Annotated in this window: 16 protein-coding genes and 2 pseudogenes; 2 read left to right on the plus strand and 16 right to left on the minus strand. The window is 39.6% G+C overall.

Annotated features, from left to right (window positions below; all coding sequences use genetic code 11):
• Positions 1-11: 11 nt before the first annotated feature.
• The 6 genes and pseudogenes from NDM98_RS13015 to NDM98_RS13040 all read right to left on the minus strand — a co-directional run bounded on the left by NDM98_RS13015 (position 12) and on the right by NDM98_RS13040 (position 6,338).
• Positions 12-1,910: a PTS fructose transporter subunit IIABC gene (locus NDM98_RS13015; RefSeq protein ID WP_251608295.1), complete on the minus strand. Its 1,899-nt coding sequence runs from the start codon at positions 1,908-1,910 to the stop codon at positions 12-14.
• A gap of 30 nt (positions 1,911-1,940) precedes the next feature.
• A pseudogene (locus NDM98_RS13020) lies at positions 1,941-2,811 on the minus strand (ketose-bisphosphate aldolase).
• Between the two features lie 21 nt (positions 2,812-2,832).
• Positions 2,833-4,236, minus strand: coding sequence for a BglG family transcription antiterminator (locus tag NDM98_RS13025; protein WP_251608297.1), 1,404 nt, complete (start codon positions 4,234-4,236; stop codon positions 2,833-2,835).
• Positions 4,214-4,714, minus strand: a complete 501-nt coding sequence (locus NDM98_RS13030) for an HTH domain-containing protein (protein ID WP_251608299.1) — start codon at positions 4,712-4,714, stop codon at positions 4,214-4,216. Before NDM98_RS13030 ends, NDM98_RS13025 begins: the two co-directional genes overlap by 23 nt.
• A gap of 152 nt (positions 4,715-4,866) precedes the next feature.
• Positions 4,867-5,796: an aldo/keto reductase gene (locus NDM98_RS13035; RefSeq protein ID WP_373370382.1), complete on the minus strand. Its 930-nt coding sequence runs from the start codon at positions 5,794-5,796 to the stop codon at positions 4,867-4,869.
• Between the two features lie 110 nt (positions 5,797-5,906).
• A complete protein-coding gene (locus NDM98_RS13040; RefSeq protein ID WP_308807721.1) occupies positions 5,907-6,338 on the minus strand; it encodes a MarR family winged helix-turn-helix transcriptional regulator in 432 nt (143 codons plus the stop codon).
• A 165-nt stretch (positions 6,339-6,503) separates the two neighbouring features.
• Between NDM98_RS13040 and NDM98_RS13045 the strand changes: the two genes are divergently transcribed.
• Positions 6,504-6,926, plus strand: coding sequence for an organic hydroperoxide resistance protein (locus tag NDM98_RS13045; RefSeq protein ID WP_251608302.1), 423 nt, complete (start codon positions 6,504-6,506; stop codon positions 6,924-6,926).
• Positions 6,927-6,983: 57 nt separating this feature from the next.
• On the opposite strand, the gene NDM98_RS13050 is transcribed toward NDM98_RS13045, so the two are convergent.
• From NDM98_RS13050 to mqo, 8 genes are all read right to left on the minus strand, one after another.
• The gene (locus NDM98_RS13050) at positions 6,984-7,742 is read right to left on the minus strand and encodes a response regulator transcription factor (protein ID WP_251608305.1); all 759 of its coding nucleotides are present in this window, start codon (positions 7,740-7,742) and stop codon (positions 6,984-6,986) included.
• Positions 7,743-7,749: 7 nt separating this feature from the next.
• Entirely contained in the window at positions 7,750-7,938 is a 189-nt protein-coding gene (locus NDM98_RS13055; RefSeq protein ID WP_251608308.1) for a sensor histidine kinase, read from the minus strand.
• Entirely contained in the window at positions 7,928-9,412 is a 1,485-nt protein-coding gene (locus NDM98_RS13060; RefSeq protein ID WP_251608311.1) for a sensor histidine kinase, read from the minus strand. Before NDM98_RS13060 ends, NDM98_RS13055 begins: the two co-directional genes overlap by 11 nt.
• 67 nt (positions 9,413-9,479) lie before the next feature.
• Positions 9,480-11,135: an ABC transporter permease gene (locus NDM98_RS13065; RefSeq protein ID WP_251608315.1), complete on the minus strand. Its 1,656-nt coding sequence runs from the start codon at positions 11,133-11,135 to the stop codon at positions 9,480-9,482.
• Position 11,136: 1 nt separating this feature from the next.
• On the minus strand, positions 11,137-12,231 hold the full coding sequence (locus NDM98_RS13070) for an ABC transporter ATP-binding protein (protein WP_251608318.1): 1,095 nt from the start codon (positions 12,229-12,231) through the stop codon (positions 11,137-11,139).
• 73 nt (positions 12,232-12,304) lie between these two features.
• Entirely contained in the window at positions 12,305-12,943 is a 639-nt protein-coding gene (locus NDM98_RS13075) for an extracellular solute-binding protein (RefSeq protein WP_251608321.1), read from the minus strand.
• Entirely contained in the window at positions 12,912-13,331 is a 420-nt protein-coding gene (locus NDM98_RS13080; protein WP_251608323.1) for a type 2 periplasmic-binding domain-containing protein, read from the minus strand. Before NDM98_RS13080 ends, NDM98_RS13075 begins: the two co-directional genes overlap by 32 nt.
• A 149-nt stretch (positions 13,332-13,480) precedes the next feature.
• On the minus strand, positions 13,481-15,004 hold the full coding sequence (mqo, locus tag NDM98_RS13085; RefSeq protein WP_251608325.1) for a malate dehydrogenase (quinone): 1,524 nt from the start codon (positions 15,002-15,004) through the stop codon (positions 13,481-13,483).
• Between the two features lie 779 nt (positions 15,005-15,783).
• Between mqo and NDM98_RS13090 the strand changes: the two are divergent.
• Positions 15,784-16,502: pseudogene (locus NDM98_RS13090) on the plus strand (3-ketoacyl-ACP reductase).
• 50 nt (positions 16,503-16,552) lie between these two features.
• Here the strand turns inward: NDM98_RS13090 and NDM98_RS13095 are convergent.
• Positions 16,553-17,275 carry an HAD family hydrolase gene (locus NDM98_RS13095; RefSeq protein WP_251608327.1) on the minus strand — a complete coding sequence of 241 codons (723 nt, stop codon included), beginning with the start codon at positions 17,273-17,275 and terminating at the stop codon, positions 16,553-16,555.
• A 2-nt stretch (positions 17,276-17,277) separates the two neighbouring features.
• A complete protein-coding gene (locus NDM98_RS13100; protein ID WP_251608329.1) occupies positions 17,278-18,699 on the minus strand; it encodes a CehA/McbA family metallohydrolase in 1,422 nt (473 codons plus the stop codon).
• Positions 18,700-18,704: the final 5 nt, after the last annotated feature.

Here is an 18,704-nt window from a genome sequence, read left to right on the forward strand (position 1 = left end):
GGTCATTATAATTATATAACTGAATCCATTGCTTTACCTTTATTTCGATCTTTCTCAGATAGAGGCTTCTTCAAAAGCCCAATCATTAAGCAGGTTACGATCGATCCAAGTAGGATACATCCAATGTATAAGAAAGGATGATTACTTGCTATCGGTATGACAAAGATCCCGCCATGTGGTGCTTGTAGAGATATATTTAGAGCCATACACGCAGCACCACCAATTGCAGCACCTACGATATTCGCAGGAATGATTCGTAATGGATCTGCTGCTGCAAATGGAATTGCACCCTCTGTAATAAAGCTTGCTCCCAATACATAGCTTGCTTTTCCAGCTTCCGCTTCTTGAAGAGTGAAGCGATTTTTGAATAACGTTGTCGCTAGTGCAATCCCGATTGGTGGGACCATACCACCAACCATAAGAGCGGCAGAAGGCTCAAAGATATTCGCTGCAAACATCGCTAAACCAAAGGCTGATGCGGTCTTGTTAATTGGACCGCCCATATCTGATGCCATCATACCAGCTAACAATGCACCTAAGATTGCTGCATTAATACCTGTAAGACCTGTTAACCAGTTTTCTAAGAATACATTGAGTAAGGACATTGGTGTATTTAAGATAAAGAACATAAATGCACCAACAATAAGAGTACTTAATAATGGAACTAATAAAACAGATATTAAGCCTTGGAAGGCCTTTGGTACTCTAGCAAAAGCTCGTCCAATATACAAAGCTGAGAATCCAGCCACAAACCCGGCAAACATCCCGCCAAGGAATCCAGATCCACCAATACTTGCGACCATACCACCGATCATAGCAGGAGCAAGACCTTGCTTATCCGCAATACTGTATCCAATGAACCCAGCCAAAATAGGAACCATTAGAGCGAACGCTGCTTCTCCACCTACTTGACTAAAGAATTCTGCAAAGATATTATACTGATCACTTTGAGGATCAGCTGCATAGATTCCAAACATAAATGAAATGGCAATGAAGATACCACCCACCACTACAAATGGGATCATATAAGATACACCACTCATAATATGCTTATAGAAATTCAAGCCTGACTTCTTCTCAGGTTCAGCATGCGATTCTGAAACATGCTCAGACTGAGGGTCACGAATATCATAGGCGAGTGCTTGGTCAATTAATTGATCAGCATGACTAATCGCCTTTTTTACTGGGACATCAACAAAACGTTTCCCTTTGAATACATCCGTATCCACTTTAACATCATGTGCCACAACAATTGCATCCGCATTCTGAATATCTGATGCTGTTAAACGATTTTCCGGTCCATTGGCACCATTGGTTTGAATTTTAATTTTCATTCCACGTTTGGCTGCTGCTTCTTTTAATGACTCTGCAGCCATATACGTATGCGCAATACCCGTCATGCAAGCGGTGATACCCACTATATATTTTCCTGAATCCTGCTTGTCCGTTTGGTCAGGCTCATCAGATACGTCTTGATTCTTTATAGCGTTTATGACCTCATCCATTGATGTAGCTACTAGTAACTTTGCTCGGAATGCTTCACTCATTAGAAACGTCGAGAGCTTAGATAAAAGAGAGAGATGTTCATTTGATGCATTTTCAGGTGCAGCAATCATAAAGATTAAGTTCGTGTGCTGTCCTCCATAATCTATTCCTTGAAGTGTTCGCCCCATTATGATTGTCGGCTTAGAAACGGATTTTGATTTTGCGTGTGGAATTGCTACTCCATACCCCACAGCTGTAGAAATTTCATTCTCTCTTTTATATATCGCTTTTTTAAAGGCAATAGGATCATTTGTCAGTTGATTCTCAGTCAACTTGTTCACTAATTCATCAATGACAGTATCTTGATCAGTACCTTTGAGATTTAAAATTATATTATCACTAGTAAGAATGTCTACTAATTCCACAAAAACCCCTCCCAGATCATTCTGAAATGCTTAACTGAAATAGTGATGCGCTTGATTCGTTGAATTAAATAGATCCATCTTTTTCTTCACAACTTCTTGTGCAGCCTTACGTGCACTCGGCATGATCATATCAGGCTCATAAGCTGTATCGTTTTCGATTAGGAAGCGACGCATTTCTTTGAAGAAAGCATTCTTCATATCAGTTGAAAGATTAATTTTTGATACTCCATGTAGGTAGGTCTGAGAGATTTCCTCATCTTTGTTATCACTACCACCATGAAGAACAAGAGGGATATCTACATTTTTGTTGATCTCAGCAAGCAGATCTAACTTTAATTCTGGCTGTCTATCGTGTTTGTATTGACCATGGGACGTTCCAATTGCTATAGCCAATGTATCAATTCCAGTTTGTTCTACAAATGTTTTTGCATCATCTACATCTGTATATAAGATGACATCCGCTCCACCTTCAGAGCTTCCTTCATTTGATCCAATTGTTCCTAGTTCAGCTTCAACAGAAACATTGACGCTATGTGCAAGTTTCACTACCTCTTTAGAGATGGCAATGTTATCTTCAAATGATGCGTGAGATGCATCAATCATGACAGACGTAAATCCGTTTCTAATCGCTCTCATAACATCTTCTACAGAACCACCATGGTCAAGATGGATAACCATTGGAACCTTTGCATTTCGGCAGCTCTCACGAACATAAGCAATAAAATCATCACCTAGAAGTTCTACTTCATTTGGGTGGATTTGAATGATAGCTTGGTGCATTTTTCTCTTCAGCAGATTCAATAATAACCCTTACAAATTCACTGTTCGCCACGTTAAATGACCCTACTGCAAACTGATGCTTGTACGCTACCGCTAATAGATCCTTCATATTCATTAACATAATTATCTCTCCTCTTTTGTTTTAAATCTGATTCCAAACGTTTAAAAACTCTTCTTCAGTTGTTGTATGAACCAGTGACCTCACATGTTCAATGTTCTTCGTCTTCTGAAAAAACTCTGTAAATACATATTCATTCCGTTCAACATCTGACGAAGGAATATAGATGATAATCAGCTGTACCTTTTCTGTGCCCCACTGAATGGCTTGTTGATTAATACCAATCATGACGCGTTCCTTATACTCTTTCATTTCGAAATAAGGATGAGGAATGGCGACTAGATTTCCTATAGATGTATAGGACATCGTCTCTCTTCTCATAATGGGCTCATAAAATGATTCTTGTTGACTCACTGTTAATAAGTGATGAATCGCTTCAGAAGGGCTTTGTTCGTTCATCCAGAAAATATTCGCTTGTTCAACTATCATATTTTGAGCTTCTAGAAAGAATCTTATTCTCTTGATATCTGCGCTTTTAAAACTACCCTGTACATTAATAAAATTGGTTTGATCTTGAGAAACATGTGTTAGATCGATCCCAATATATAAATAATGATCTTTAAACACCTGATCTGCTGAATACTTTTCTAGTTTGACTATTTCTAGCTCATCGAAATAAGTAGCGATCTTTGAAGCAAGAAGCTCCGTTCGCTCATATCCTCTTGTGTAAAGAATGATTGTCTTACGCTTCTTTTTGTCCTGCGACTGGATGATTACCTGAATGTGATAGGCCAGATAAGCAATCTCACTATCCTGAATTTCCACGTCAAATTCCTTTTCGATTTGTAAGGCTAAATTTGAAGCGACACTAAACGAGAAGAAATACTCTGCTTTTGTTTCTTTCACAAACGGATTATAGATAAGCAAATTATGTGAAGCTGGATAGATAATCCGATAGATGTGATTGAGTATATTATGTCTATAACGCTGCTCTGAATAGGTTGGCACATGATATATCTGCTCTACTTTGAATAGAATCGACTCGATTTTTTCGACAATCTTTGAATTTCGATTGGATATATCTACATCCTCTAAATCAAGCTGTAACGACATCAAATAATTGACCAGGAAGACAATTTCGTCTTCTGAAAATGTGGTGTACTCATTCATCTGAGTTTGAAACGCTTGGGCCACATCATATTCCTTAAACTCTGTTAACTTCATCAGTTCTTTATCATCAATAACAACCAGACGTTTTTGATTCATTTGATGAATCATTATGAGTAGCTGCACGGTTAACTTTTTATAAATAGTGAATTCGATATTTAACTGATACTTTATGTTCATTTCATCCACTAATCTAAAAACGCTTTCAATTGTCTGTGAATCCACCCATGACTGAAAATGCTGAATAACAAAATCCTTATAGTTTTCTTTTTTCACATGAATAGAAGTGAAAAAGCTCTCAAGTAGGATTCTTTTTTGCATTTCTGTTCCAAGCTAGTTTAATCCCCTTAAACACCCTAGTATCAATTGATACATCAATTCCTAGAGAATAAATGTTTATCGTGAGCTTCTGCATACGACTTCGAATCGTTTGTGGCGAATAATAAAAGGCTTCTGCTAGCTCTTCATAAGTAGTGTATTCATCTCTATTCATTAAGAATTGGATGATTTCAAACTCAAGAATAGCCTCTTCAGGTTCCTTATTTGTTAGATCAACCTCCTCTTGATTTCCTTGGCTATCGTCAGACATCATTGCATATCCTTGAGGAGATGAGACGATGACGATATCACTGAAGTTCTCATTAATATCTTTTATATAATTACGAATGGTTCGATCTGTAACGTTTAACATGTCTGCTAACGTTGCAGCCGATACGTAACCTTGGTTTTGCTTTAATAGAAAGTCAATTAATTGTTTACGTTTTTCATGCAAATCAACCACAACCTTTCTATGACTCAACAATAAGACACCTCTATTGAAAGCGCTATATCAGTAGATTTTCCTACTGCTAGGAAAAAATACACCTTGTTAGTAACAATAGCTCTACCACCAGCTTTTAAAACAAAAAAAAACAAACCAGATAACGGTTTGTTTTTTTATCCTTTATTCGTTTATGGGATCATATTGTCTGCCGCCGCGTACAACTCATACCATTCTTCTCTTGTTAATGGAATGTCTGATCCTGCTGCGGACTCTTGCAGACGACCCGCATTTGTTGTGCCAAGTACCACTTGAATGTTTGCTGGGTGGCGTGTGATCCACGCGACTGCAATGGTGGTTGGAGTGACATCATATTTAGTGGCTAAGCGCTCAAGCACTTTGTTTAATGTAGGAAAACGCTGATGATCACCTACAAAGACCCCATCAAAGAATCCCGTTTGGAATGGCGACCATGCTTGTAGCGAGATATCGTTTAATCGGCAATACTCCAGTGTGCTGCTATCTCTATTGACTGCATTTTCTGTGTTCATATTTAAGGACACACCGGAATCAATTAATGGTGTATGCGCTAAGCTGAATTGAACCTGGTTCACCACTAGTTTTTGATTTAAGCTCTTTTGTAACAGCTCAATTTGCATTGGATTATGATTAGATACACCAAAATGACGTACCTTTCCAGACTCATGTAGTTGATCAAACGCTTCTGCTACTTCTTCTGGTTCCATTAACGGATCTGGACGATGTAGCAACAAAATGTCCAAATAATCCGTTTGCAGTCTTTTTAAGATATTGTCAACGGATGACAGGATATGGTCCTTAGAAAAGTCATAATAACCAGTCGCCCCTCTTCTAATCCCACATTTACTCTGAAGAATCATTTTTTCTCTCACATTTTTATCCATAGAAAGCGCTTTCGAAAACTGTTCTTCACAACTGCCTCCACCATAGATATCTGCATGATCAAAAAAGTTAATACCCGATTCCTGTGCTGTATGAATCAATGTTTCCGTTTCTTTTAGTGTAAGATTGTTAATTCGCATATTGCCCATGATAATATTGGATACATGTAGATCGGTTCCTTTTATGTTAAATGTTTTCAATTTTCGCACCCTCCTATTAATCGCATCTATCTTATGAATAGCATACTAAATTGCAGGGGAACTGTATACTTTTAAGGAGTTAGAGATGATTTATCTCTAACTCCTTTTTCTTATTTTTTAACATGCTTGAGGAATGTCGTAAGTAGCTCATCTAGCTTTTTGTAGTCCTCGAATTCTAGAGATAGATTCTCTACTAATTGTGATGGTATACGTGTCGCTTTTTGTTTTAATGCTTCTCCCTCAGCTGTTAGTGTAATAATAACACTGCGCTCATCCTCAACCGACCGCTTTCTTTTTAAGAGTCCATGACTTTCCATTCGTTTTAACATCGGCGTTAAGGTTCCTGAATCGAGCAATAGCTTTTCTCCTAATTCTTTAACTGTGTTCGCATTTTTTTCCCATAAGACTAGTAACACAAGATATTGTGAATAGGTTACATTTAGTTCCTCTAATAAAGTACGGTACATCTTCATTATTTCACGTTCTGCCGTGTACATCTTAAAGCAGATTTGATTTTCTAGCTTTAGTATCTCGTTATCCACGTTGGTCCCCTTTCCCTATCTATTACTATCTATCATACACAATCCGGCCCATTAATGACAAAATTAAATTTTGCACAATCTAATTGTTGACTAATCAAATTGTGAGCGTTATTATGATTGTAAGCTATTCAGTTTTGCGCAACTTAATTTCAGGGGGTTTTTATTGTGGAAGCTTTATATACAGCAAAAGCAACAGCAGATGGTGGACGTCAAGGGAAGGTAACAAGTAGTGACGGTACGCTTGATCTCACATTGTCCATGCCTAAGTCATTAGGCGGACAAGAAAAAGAAGGATCAACAAACCCAGAGCAACTATTTGCTGCAGGCTATTCTGCTTGCTTCGATAGCGCATTGAATGCCGTTGCCAGACAGTTTAAAAAAAGAATTGAATCTAAGGTTACATCTGAAGTATCTATAGGGAAAGATTCAGAAGGCGGTTTCAAACTTGCAGTTGTTCTTTCCGTTGTAGTTAACGGTGTTTCACTTGAAGAAGCGGAAGAGTTAGTCGAGCAAGCTCATTCATTTTGCCCATACTCAAAAGCAACTAAAGGGAACATAGACGTAGAACTAAAAACATCCTTGTTTTAAGTTGAATAATGTCTAGGAATAAAAAAGGATTAGAGGCACTCTTGCCTCTAATCCTTTTCACATCGACTCTCTTAAAAACTGCTTTGGCGACATTCCAATGTATTTCTTAAAGACATGACTGAAGTACTTGTAATCACTAAACCCAGTAGTCTCAGCAACCTCGTATACAAGCATTTTTTCATTTTGAAGCTTATCAAGTGCTTTTGTAATTCTGTACCTGGTAAGAAATTCGTTGAAACTGTATCCAGTTGTTTCTTTAAGCTTAGTATTAATGCTGACAGTGGAGAGACCAATTTCCTCACTAAGCATGGCTAGAGTGATTTTCTGGTCATAGTACCCTTTAATGTAGCGAACGGCATCTGCGGCATAGGTTGATTCCGCCTCAGAATCCAGTGTAAATTGAAGCAAGTCGTTCATAACTTTTGACTGTTCGTGCTGCTTTTTTTCCTGAACATCTTTCGTTAATTGTTTTAACGATTCACTAAGCTCCTTCAAATCGATTGGCTTCAACAGATAATCCCGAACACCGAGACCAATGGCTTGTTGAGCATAGGTGAATTCACCATAACCTGATAGAATAATGGCTTCATATTGTTGAATGGGCTTCGTTTCCTTCAACATCTGCAAACCATCTTTAAATGGCATTCGAATATCTGTAATCACAATATCAGGCTGTGTCTCAGCAATGATTTGGCAACCCTCTTCTCCATTTTCTGCCGTTCCGACAACTACGCAGCCACTGCTAAGCCAATCCATGCGATAAAGCAGTCCTTTAAGAATCATAGGCTCATCTTCTACTAATACGACCTTTATCATTATTGCCTCACCCCTTATATGGAATTCGCAAAGAAATGACGGTTCCTTCTCCTAATGTTGTCTCTATATCAAGCCCATATTCAGTGCCATACAAAAGCTGAATTAGCTGGTGAGTATTCTTCATTCCGGTATGTTCGGTTTCCTTCAGGTCTCCTGCTAGAATCAACTGCACCAATGCTTGAGTCTCAGGCGACATACCCAAGCCCGTTATCTTTAACTTGAATCAGCATAAGTGTTTCATCAAGTACCTCTATTGTCAGTTCGACTAGCAAATAATGTGTTTCATTTATATTATGCTTTATCGCATTCTCGATTAAAGGTTGAATCATCAGTTTTGGTATATGCGCCTCGTATACGTAGGGCTCTATTTGAATGGAGTAGTTCAGTCTTTTTCCATACCTCATCTTCTGAAGGGAAAAGTAATCTTCAAGATAACTCAAATCCTTCTTCAACGGTACTGTTGTATCTCCAAAATTTGCATTATAACGCATTAGCTTTGCTGTTTTGACAATCATATCCGAAGCATTTTCAGGATCAGCCAATGTTTCATACTTAATCATTTCGAGCACATTAAAAAGAAAATGCGGATTAAACTTTGCTTCAAGATGCTTCATCTCACTTAATCGTCTTTTCTCCATAATTTCTTGATTCTGATCAACCAGAAATTGAATTTCATTTATTTTACTCGTGTATTCTTCATATATAGTCTGTACTTCATCAAAAATATGTTCCTTTTGAAAGTGTTGATTATGATTTTTAGTAGAAATCATCGTAACGAGCGCATCAAAAGGCTGCAGTGACTTTTTTAATATTTTTGGTGTGACAATCCATACTACAAGGATCATCACCAAGCTGCTTACAACCATTGTTAGAAGCCCATAGAATAATAGCAAACGATATGAATTAATCGACGTTAGTGTAATAACTTGAATGTCATTTTCAGAGATGGTTGTACGTGTTTTATAAAAATAATCAGTATCAGATTGTATAAAGTGCCCTTTTTCAAGCTCTAACTTACCAAGAGTCGTTAAAGCAAAGGAATGACTATAAAAGATGACGTTATCAAATGGATCCGTCACAAATAATAGCTGATTATTGGTTGATGGAAGTTGATTCTCAAGAAAAAACATTAGATACCCAATCGTACCATCACTACCCGGTATCGCTGCTGTAAATACATAGGACGCGTCATGGTTCACATCCATAATTCGCTTGTTTAATCGCTCTTCAATCATGCCGTTTTTATTTGCTTTGTTAACCAACTCATTCATAAAAATACTTTGACTCAGCTCCTGCTCGATTCCATCATAATAACTAGTAGCTACGATCTCTTCCTCTTCATTTAGCAGAACAAAGTCAGCGTTCATCTGCTGTTCATTCCTAAAATCATAGAGGATACGGTTTGTTTCATTCCCCCCACTAGCTCCAGATAAAAATGACGTGATGGTTTCGTCTTTAATTAATGAAGACAAGCCAGCCCTATATTCTTCAAATCCTGCTTCAATCTCAGCAGCAACCTGCTCATTTATTTTTTGATTTGGCTTTACGATAGATACATTAAAAATCAGATATAAAGAAATCAAATACACAAAGAGAATAATAGCTATAATGACAACTGCGTATTTTATAAAAGAGCGTTTGATATCATCTTTGATTTTTCTGCGTTCCATATATGCCAACTCCACTATGCCTGTTTAAAAATAGGGCTACCTTGATAGAAAGGCAGCCCAATCACTTTTACAAATTCATTTCTTTTTTACCGGATAGCTTAAAGAACAATAACAGCGATAAAATCGATGTAACAGTTAAGATCGCTGAGTAGGCCGAGGCATTTCCAAAGTTTCCACGAATAACCTCTGAATAGATTGATACAGCCAATGTTTGCGTGTTGCTTGAATACAAGATAATCGATGCACTAAGCTCACCAAGAATGGTAATCCAACTCATAATGGCCCCAGCTAACACACCCGGCATCATCATAGGCACAATAACTTTAAAGAACGTTCGTTTTTCTGATGCACCCAGGCTAATAGCCGCTTCCTCCATACTTGGACTGATCTGACTAACTATGGCCGTACTTGAGCGGATCGTATACGGCATCCGGCGAATAACAAAGGCCAGTACCATAATCAACGCTGTACCAGTTAAGAAAAAAGGTGCATCATTAAAGGCAAATACAAGTGCGATCCCAAGAACAGAGCCTGGAATAACAAATGGCAGCATCGAAATGGTATCTAACATGGACGTAATAACGTTACGCTTACGAACAGTCAGATAGGCAATAAAGATACCAAGCACTACAATGATAGCGATTGCAAATAACCCTAGTTTATAGGTATTGAGGATCATGGAAAGATCCCTATTAAATAAAATGGTTTCATAGTTTTGAAGCGAGAATCTACCTGTGTATACCTGGCCACCCGTTGTCTCCAAGAAAGAAGTGTAGACTACTACTAGTTGCGGTAATATGGATAAAAGGGCAATGATATAAACAGCCCCATGACTCAACACATTTTTGATGCCATAGCTTCTTTTCACTTCCATTGGTTTAAGAGCTGACATCGAGTATGCATACTGGCGTGAGATAATTCGCTGCACAAGAAACAGAGCAATCGTCACGATAATGAAGATAGCGGCAATGGCAGCGGCAAATCCTGCATCTCCACCAACCTCACTCATAAATTGAGTATATATTAAAACAGGGATCGTTCGATACCCTTCACCAATAAGCATCGGTGTCCCAAAATCTGCAATCACACGCATAAATACCAGTAGTGAACTAGCCAATATCGTTGGTGTAATTAACGGTACCACGATTTTCATGACACGCTGAATCCCAGAATACCCAAGACTTTCCGCAGCTTCAATCAATGAATTATCTAAATTCTTAAGCGCTCCTGAGATATAAATAAAGATTAACGGAAATGACTGCAATGTCAGCACAAGCACGATGCCTGCAAATCCATAAATTCCATCATAGTTCATATCAAAGGTGTTATTTAGAAATTTAGTGACGATACCACCTCGGCCTAGCAATTGGATCCACGCATACGCTCCAATAAATGGAGGCGAAATATAGGAAACGATGACGAGAATTTGAATGGTTTTGCTTCCAAAGATCTTCACTCGTCGTAAGATATACGCAAGCGGTAACCCTATTAAAACAGCTAGAAGCGTACTCACAATGGTAACTTTTATACTGTTCCATAAGGTAACCCAATAGAATTTACGTTCAAAGAAATGAGCAAAGTGCTCAAGTGTAAATGTACCTGACCCTGAATCATACACACTTTTATTCAGTACAAGAATGACTGGAAATAAGATAAATAAAGCAAAGAATAGCATGATAAATAAGGTAATAAGGTTCCAACCATTAAGGCTTTTGCGCAGCATATTACTCACCTGCCTTAATCAGTGTCATCTCACTCGCTGCATCAAACACATTAATCAACTTCGGCTTTACCTTCAAATGAACAGCTGTCCCTTCAGGAATAATGGCATGATCCTCTATATTCTGGACCACTTCTACCTTCTCTCCTGATGTTAATGTGATGAAATAATGCGTATTAATGCCTAAAAACATTGTTTTGTCTACTACTCCAGCGATTGCACTTGTATCTGTTGTGACAACAAATTCCTGTGGTCTAACAGAGGCTAGCACTTGCTGACCTACTTTTACCGTATCAACAAGATTATTCAGTTTTTCACGGTAGCCATCATTAAAGACTACGTAGTTTCCATCCTGATGCTTTTCAACTATTCCTTTTACAACATTGGACGTTCCTATAAACTGAGCCACAAATAAATTATTTGGTCGAAGATAGATGTTTTCTGGTTTACCAATCTGTTGAATAATTCCTTTATTCATGACCGCAATCCGATCAGAAATAGCTAACGCTTCTTCTTGATCATGCGTGACATATACAGTAGTAATGCCTACTTCCTGCTGAATCTCCTTAATAGCATTACGCATTTCGACACGAAGCTTCGCATCCAAGTTTGATAACGGCTCATCCATTAACAACACCTTTGGATTAATGACTAATGCCCGCGCCAGAGCTACCCGCTGCTGCTGCCCACCTGAAAGCTTATCAGGCTTCTTCGCATGATGATCCTCAATTCGAACAACCTTCATCATCTCATTGATACGACTCTGCATATTTTTCTTATCAACATTCTGTGCCTTCAGACCAAATGCAATATTTTCTTCTACAGTCATATGAGGAAAGATTGCATAGTTTTGAAAAACCATACCCATCTTTCTTTTATTAACGGGGATCGTATTAATTACTTGATCATCAACCTTAATGGCACCTCCCTCGATAGAGTTAAACCCAATAATCATCCTCAGTAGTGTTGTTTTCCCACAACCTGATGGCCCAAGTAGAGTGAATAATTCACCTGGTTTAATCGTTAATGACAGTCCGTTTATAACGGTATGATCCTCATACTTCTTAACTACTTTATCGATATGAATAGCTACACTCATGGATAATCTCTCCCTTCGTCTCTATAAAAAATAGACATGCAGAGATCCTCTCGTACTCTGCATATCCAGCTGATTAATTCATTGATTGTTCGAGTACATCTACATAACGAGCTGTAATGTCATCCGTGTTTTCGATAATATAATCCTCATCATAATCCTCAAATAAAGAGATCTCATCCTGAGGAGTCATATAATCCGCTACCTCTACACCATCACGCAATGGGCGAACCGTTAGCTCCATACCAGTGCGACTTTGCACTTCTTCAGATAGTACATAATCGATAAACTTCTGAGCGCCCTCTAAATTATCTGTTCCTTTGATAATTTGTACAGACTGACCAGGATAGATAACACCTTCAGTTGGGAACACCACATCAACTGCTGCTCCACTTTGCATGTAATGAATAACCGGATCTTCCCACGTTAGACCAACCACATACTCGCCATCAGCTACACCACGATGCACCTGACCCGAGCTACCCTGAACCTTACCATCAAGATTAGCAAGGAATTCTTCAACAAAATCCCATGCCTCATCAGCCATTGGATCTCCATCTCCCGCTGCATACAGCATCGCTACAAGTGATTGGAAAGCAGAGCTTGAATTAACGGGATCACCAAACGCAATACGTCCCTTTAACTCTGGATTTAAAAGATCCTGAAAGCTATCAATTTGAATATCACCCGCAAGATCTGTATTTACAATAAACACCGTTGGATCCGAAAACGCTTGGAGAGAAAAAGCCTGTTGTATTCTTAAAGCCTTCCATCATAAACTCATCCTCAGGAGAAACGTACTCCTCAAACAAATCCGTCTTATCATGCAGCATCGTCACGTCCGCTGCCCAGAGAATATCCCCCTGCGGATTATTACGCTCCGACTCCACTCGTGTCACAACCTCACCCGTTCCCGCCGAAATCGTCTGCACCTTGATGCCCGTTTCTTTCTCAAAGCTTGGAATGACCGCCTCGTTCAAGTTCTCACTCCGAGTCGTATAGATTACAAGCTCTCCTTCACCAGAACCTGAACTTGAATCCCCACAACCAACCATCAACGCAGCAGCTCCGGCTGTTAATACAACTAATTTAAGCGCTTTCATAATAACCCCTCCTCTTTACTAGCTAGCTCTATCGTATAGCAGAGACCCGGAAGCCGGAATCCTAAAATTGATAAAATATATCTGATATTTGCTAAGCACATAGAAAAAAGCTGACCAAGTTTATCTTAGTCAGCTTTTTTCATTACCTATTACGCCTGCTTCAACAAATGTTTTCCACTTGTTTGATTCGGATCTTGTAACTCCAACACCTCTGCTGTTGTAGCATGAACGTGATCGAGCAGTTCTTGGTTATTCATTAGAAATTGTCCGTATGAAGGTACCATTTCTTTGATCTTTGCATCCCACTCCTGCATGCGCTCTGGGAAACATCGATTTATGACATCAAGCATCACGTGAACAGCTGTTGAGGCACCAGGCGACGCACCGAGCAGTGCGGCGATGGAGCCATCCTCTGCACTAATAACCTCTGTACCAAACTGAAGTGTACCTTTGCCGCCAGCTTCCGTGTCCTTAATAACCTGCACACGTTGACCGGCAATGACTAAGTCCCAATCCTCTGATTTGGCATTTGGAATAAAATCACGTAAATCATTCATGCGTTGTTCTTTAGATAACATCACTTGCTGAATTAAGTATTTTGTCAGTGACATATTTTTTGCTCCCGCAGCAAGCATCGTCACAAGGTTATCCGCTTTTACCGAAGTAAATAGATCCATTACCGAGCCATGCTTCAAGAACTTTGGAGAAAAACCGGCGAACGGCCCAAATAAAAGCATTTTTTGATTTTCAATAAATCGTGTATCCAGGTGAGGCACTGACATTGGTGGAGCACCATTCTTTGCCTTCCCGTACACTTTTGCATGATGCTGCTCGACCACATCCGGATTATTACAGGCCATAAAGATGCCACTTACAGGGAATCCACCAATATGTTTGCCCTCAGGAATACCGGACTTCTGAAGTAGGTGCAAACTTCCTCCCCCGCCTCCAATAAAGACAAACTTAGCCGTATGCGTCTCGGTTGTACCGCTTTCAAGATTACGTACTTTTACTTCCCATAAGCCTGCACTTGTGCGTTTTAAATCTGTCACACTGTGATTATAATGCATATCAACCCCAAGACCCTCTAAATGGTCGAACATCTTATGAGTTAATGCACCAAAATTCACATCTGTGCCAGTGTCGATTTTTGTAGCTGCAATCCGATCCTCTACTGGCCGATCCTTCATCATAAGTGGAATCCATTCCATCAATTTCTCTGGATCCTCAGAGAATTCCATGCCTTTAAACAGAGGGTTGTCTGAAAGCGCTTTAAAACGTTTTTTTAGAAAATCGACGTTTGCTTGCCCTTGTACCATGCTCATATGAGGAAGTGCTTTTATAAATTCCTGTGGCGACTCAATTAGCTTTTGGCTAACAAGATACGACCAAAACTGCATTGAAACTTGAAACTGTTCGTTAATTTTTATTGCTTTACTAATATCCATTGAACCATCAGGCTTTTCGGATGTGTAATTCAGTTCACACAATGCCGCATGCCCTGTTCCCGCATTATTCCATTCATTAGAGCTTTCTTCACCTGCATTTGATAACTTTTCAAAAACCGTCATGTTCCAGTCCGGTGCCAATTCTTTCAACAGTACGCCCAAGGTTGAGCTCATAACCCCAGCACCAATCAATATAACGTCCGTACTATGTTGTGAGTTCGTCATATATTTTCAGTCCTTATACGTTAAGATTCGAAGAAAAATTTTGAATATGTTTCCTGTTCCTATTGTAGCACTAATAAAACAATTTTAAAATATCACCCGCTTTTTTACATAAGTAAAAGTTGGAAAATTAAATGTCTGTATATAATAACAATTCAAATAATTAGGTCGGTTTTCTTACTATATGTAACTAAATTAGATATCGTCCATAGACTTGCTTGTATTTAGCTTGTTCAAAAACATCGATGAGATGTTGATTAGCAAGGATTGAGTGAACGTTCATGGTTGCATCGTTTTGATTTGGTGTTTTATCGTTTCAATTCGTGCTCCATCGCTCCAATTTGGCCTTCTATCGTTTCAATTCGTGCTCCATCGCTCCAATTTGGCCTTCTATCGTTTCAATTCGTGCTCCATCGCTCCAATCCGTCCTTCTATCGTTTCAGTTCATGCTCTATCGCTCCAATTTGGCCTTCTATCGTTTCAATTCGTGCTCCATCGTTTCAATTCGTGCTCCATCGTTTCAATTTGGCCTTCTATCGTTTCAATTCGTGCTCCATCGTTTCAATTTGGCCTTCTATCGTTTCAGTCAATGCTCCATCGTTTCAATTTGGCCTTCTATCGTTTCAATTCGTGCTCCATCGTTTCAATCCATCCTTCTATCGCTCCACTTTCCCCTCCATCACCACAATCACATAACTCCTCCTCTCTCCTCAGGCACAATTTATAGCATCCCCCAATTAAATCCGTTACACTAAAACAACCTAATCTAAAGGAGTGGAAGTATGCAATCAATTACAGGAAAAGTGGCATTAATTACGGGAGCTTGGGCGTGGAATCGGCCGAGCTACTGCTGAGGAGTTTGCTAAAGAAGGCATTCACGTTGGTCTTGTTGGTCGCACGCTTGAGAACCTGCAAAAAGCAGCAGAAGAATTAAAACAGTATGACGTAAAGGTAGCGATTGCTGCGGCAAACATAGAGGATTTAGATTCAATCACAGCGGCAGTCGAGAGCATCCGCGCAGAGCTTGGTCCAATTGATATTCTAGTTAACAATGCTTGGGATCTCGAAGTTCGGTGGTTTTATGGACTTAACGCCAGAAGAATGGACAAATATTATTGATGTGAATGTAAAAGGAGTGTACTACACAACCCGTGCGGTATTACCGGAAATGATCGAGCGCAACACAGGAGATATCATTAATATCTCTTCAACAGCTGGTCAAAAAGGTGCGCCTATTACCAGTGCGTACACAGCATCAAAAGCAGCGGTTATTGGCCTAAGTGAGTCGTTAATGATGGAAGTGCGTAAGAAAAACATCCGAGTTACAACTCTTACACCAAGTACTGTTGCAACAGATATGGCTGTTGAGTTAAATCTAACAGATGGTAACCCTGAAAAAGTGATGCAGGCAGAGGATTTGGCCGAGCTAATGGTTGCTCAGCTTAAACTTCACCCTCGTGTGGTGCTGAAGACTGCTGGCATTTGGTCAAATAATCCGTAAAAAAAAGGAAGTGAACACGTTTCTCCGTGCTCACTTCCTCTTTTTTTAGACTAATTTTCACAGATCAAGGTGTTTGTTTCTGTCCATAATTCGTGGACATCTTTTATTATATAATCCGTATAGGTTGAGAGTGTTGGGAATGTGCCGACACCTGAGAGTACGCCGATTCCATGTAAACAGTGCTTGGAGAAGGCTAGGTCAACATCTGTATCTCCAACGTGAATCACTTCGTTTGGGGATAGATTCATCTTTTGGCAAAATGCGTCCATTGCCTGTCTCTCTGGTTTTTTGTTATATAGATCGGCCGTTCCAATGAAGTCAATATATTCATAGATCCCTAGCTTCTTAAGGGTAGCATTTGTGCTGTAATAATTGTCTGCCGTAATCACACCAAGTCGATATCCTGCTTGTTTTAGTGACTCAAATAGTTTAGGCAAATCGCCAATTGCTTCAATGCGCTCCAATTTGTGTTCGATCTCTTCATCATAAGCTTGGTTCACTTCTTTAAGTACAGATGATTCTGGAACATGAAGAATATCGGCAAAGGCTGCGGCGAAGTCCTTTGTTGTTCCACTTGCTAAAAAGCCATGCTCGCTTACATCGTTTCCATTTAAACCAATGCTTTTAGCCAGTTTTTCCTTCAAATGATCATCATCAGCATGACCAAACGTATCAGCGAGTGAGTCTATGACCTGATACGTGGCATCAATCCACACCGATTCAAATCGAATTAAGGTTCCATCCTTGTCAAATATAATTCCTTTAACAGTCATTTCTAATCAAGCCTCTCTAATACATCGCCCCATGTGTGCAGCGAAGGATTGCGTCTCCCATAATAAACTGGGTTCGTAAACCCAATTAATGTTCCGTCCTGTTTACGAACGGTCACCCGTAACCATGAATATGAATTTGTCTTCCACTGAAATGAGTAAGAATCATTTTTGCCAATTGTTTCATGGACCACTTCCCCATTTTCTACCCATTGAATGATAAGTGGTTCGTTAGTTTGCAAAGTAACCTGCGCATCTCCAGACGGATCTGAGAGGGAGCTTCCCGGAAGATGACCATCTACCTGAAAATCTATTCGTACATTTTCTCGTGCCACAAACACATGTCCCTGTTTTACATTTCTAAGCAATGCGTTTGCGCTATTTTCGTCACTCCAGACATAGGTTCCTGGATCTCCGATAAGTGATGGCAATGTGCTACCTGGATAGGTCTCGTCAGGACGAAGGTGAGAGTCCGAACCCCCAATGCCTGTTATAGTCCAACCATCATTCGTTAATAGATCCCACGTTCGAAGCGCTTCTTCAGTCGCCTGCACGTTATCAGAATAGGTTGGATCATTCCAAACTTCGAAAGTATCTATTAGTGCTAAAGGCGTTTTCGTAAATAACCATTTCCATTCCGTCAGAAACGGATGATTCATGGAGTTGAGTCCACCGGTTTCCTTTGTTTTCTTTAAAATGTCGACTATACCCTCTTCCGTTTCCATAGAAGCCACATCCTGGTCAACATATGGGTATTGCTGAACGCCAAGAATGTTAAAGTGACCTTTTTTGGCTGTTATTTCGATCCCAGGAATCACTAGCAGATCAGGTGAAGGTGTCCATGAAGTAGGAACTAGGTTATGATCTGTAGCTACGAAAAAGTCGAGCCCTTGTTTTTCTGCTTGGTTTACATTGTCTTCACGAGTCATCTGACCGTCGGACGCAATCGTATGCGTATGAAAATCACCTTTATACCATCTTGCGGTTTCTTCTTTTACTTGTTCCCACTGATATTGATTTAATACAAACTCTCCGGTTTCATCGATCCATGTTTCCCCAAAGTCAGCTTTGGCATTCTCATCTGTATTCCGCAGAAGGATAGTAGCTACCTGTTTCTGCGTAACCTCTCGTCCCATTACTTGTACATGTAAGGTCCATTCTCCAGATGGCATAGGTCCTGGCACCGTATTGGGACTTGTTGATTTAGTTGTTTCTCCAACCACAACAGGCTGGATAGTCTTGCCTCCAACATATTGCGCACGAACCTCTTGATTAGCATCCACAAGCTGATATTGCAGCCAGACCTTTTCTTCTAATTCCACTTGAATCATTAATTTTTTATGGTTTCCTTCCTTCCATTCAAAAGGAAAGGCGATGGAGGCTTGATTCTCTTCCTCCATCACAACCGAGCATGTAAAATCAATCATCTTTT

The sequence above is a fragment of the Alkalicoccobacillus plakortidis genome, assembly GCF_023703085.1.
GTDB lineage: Bacteria > Bacillota > Bacilli > Bacillales > Bacillaceae_D > Alkalicoccobacillus > Alkalicoccobacillus plakortidis.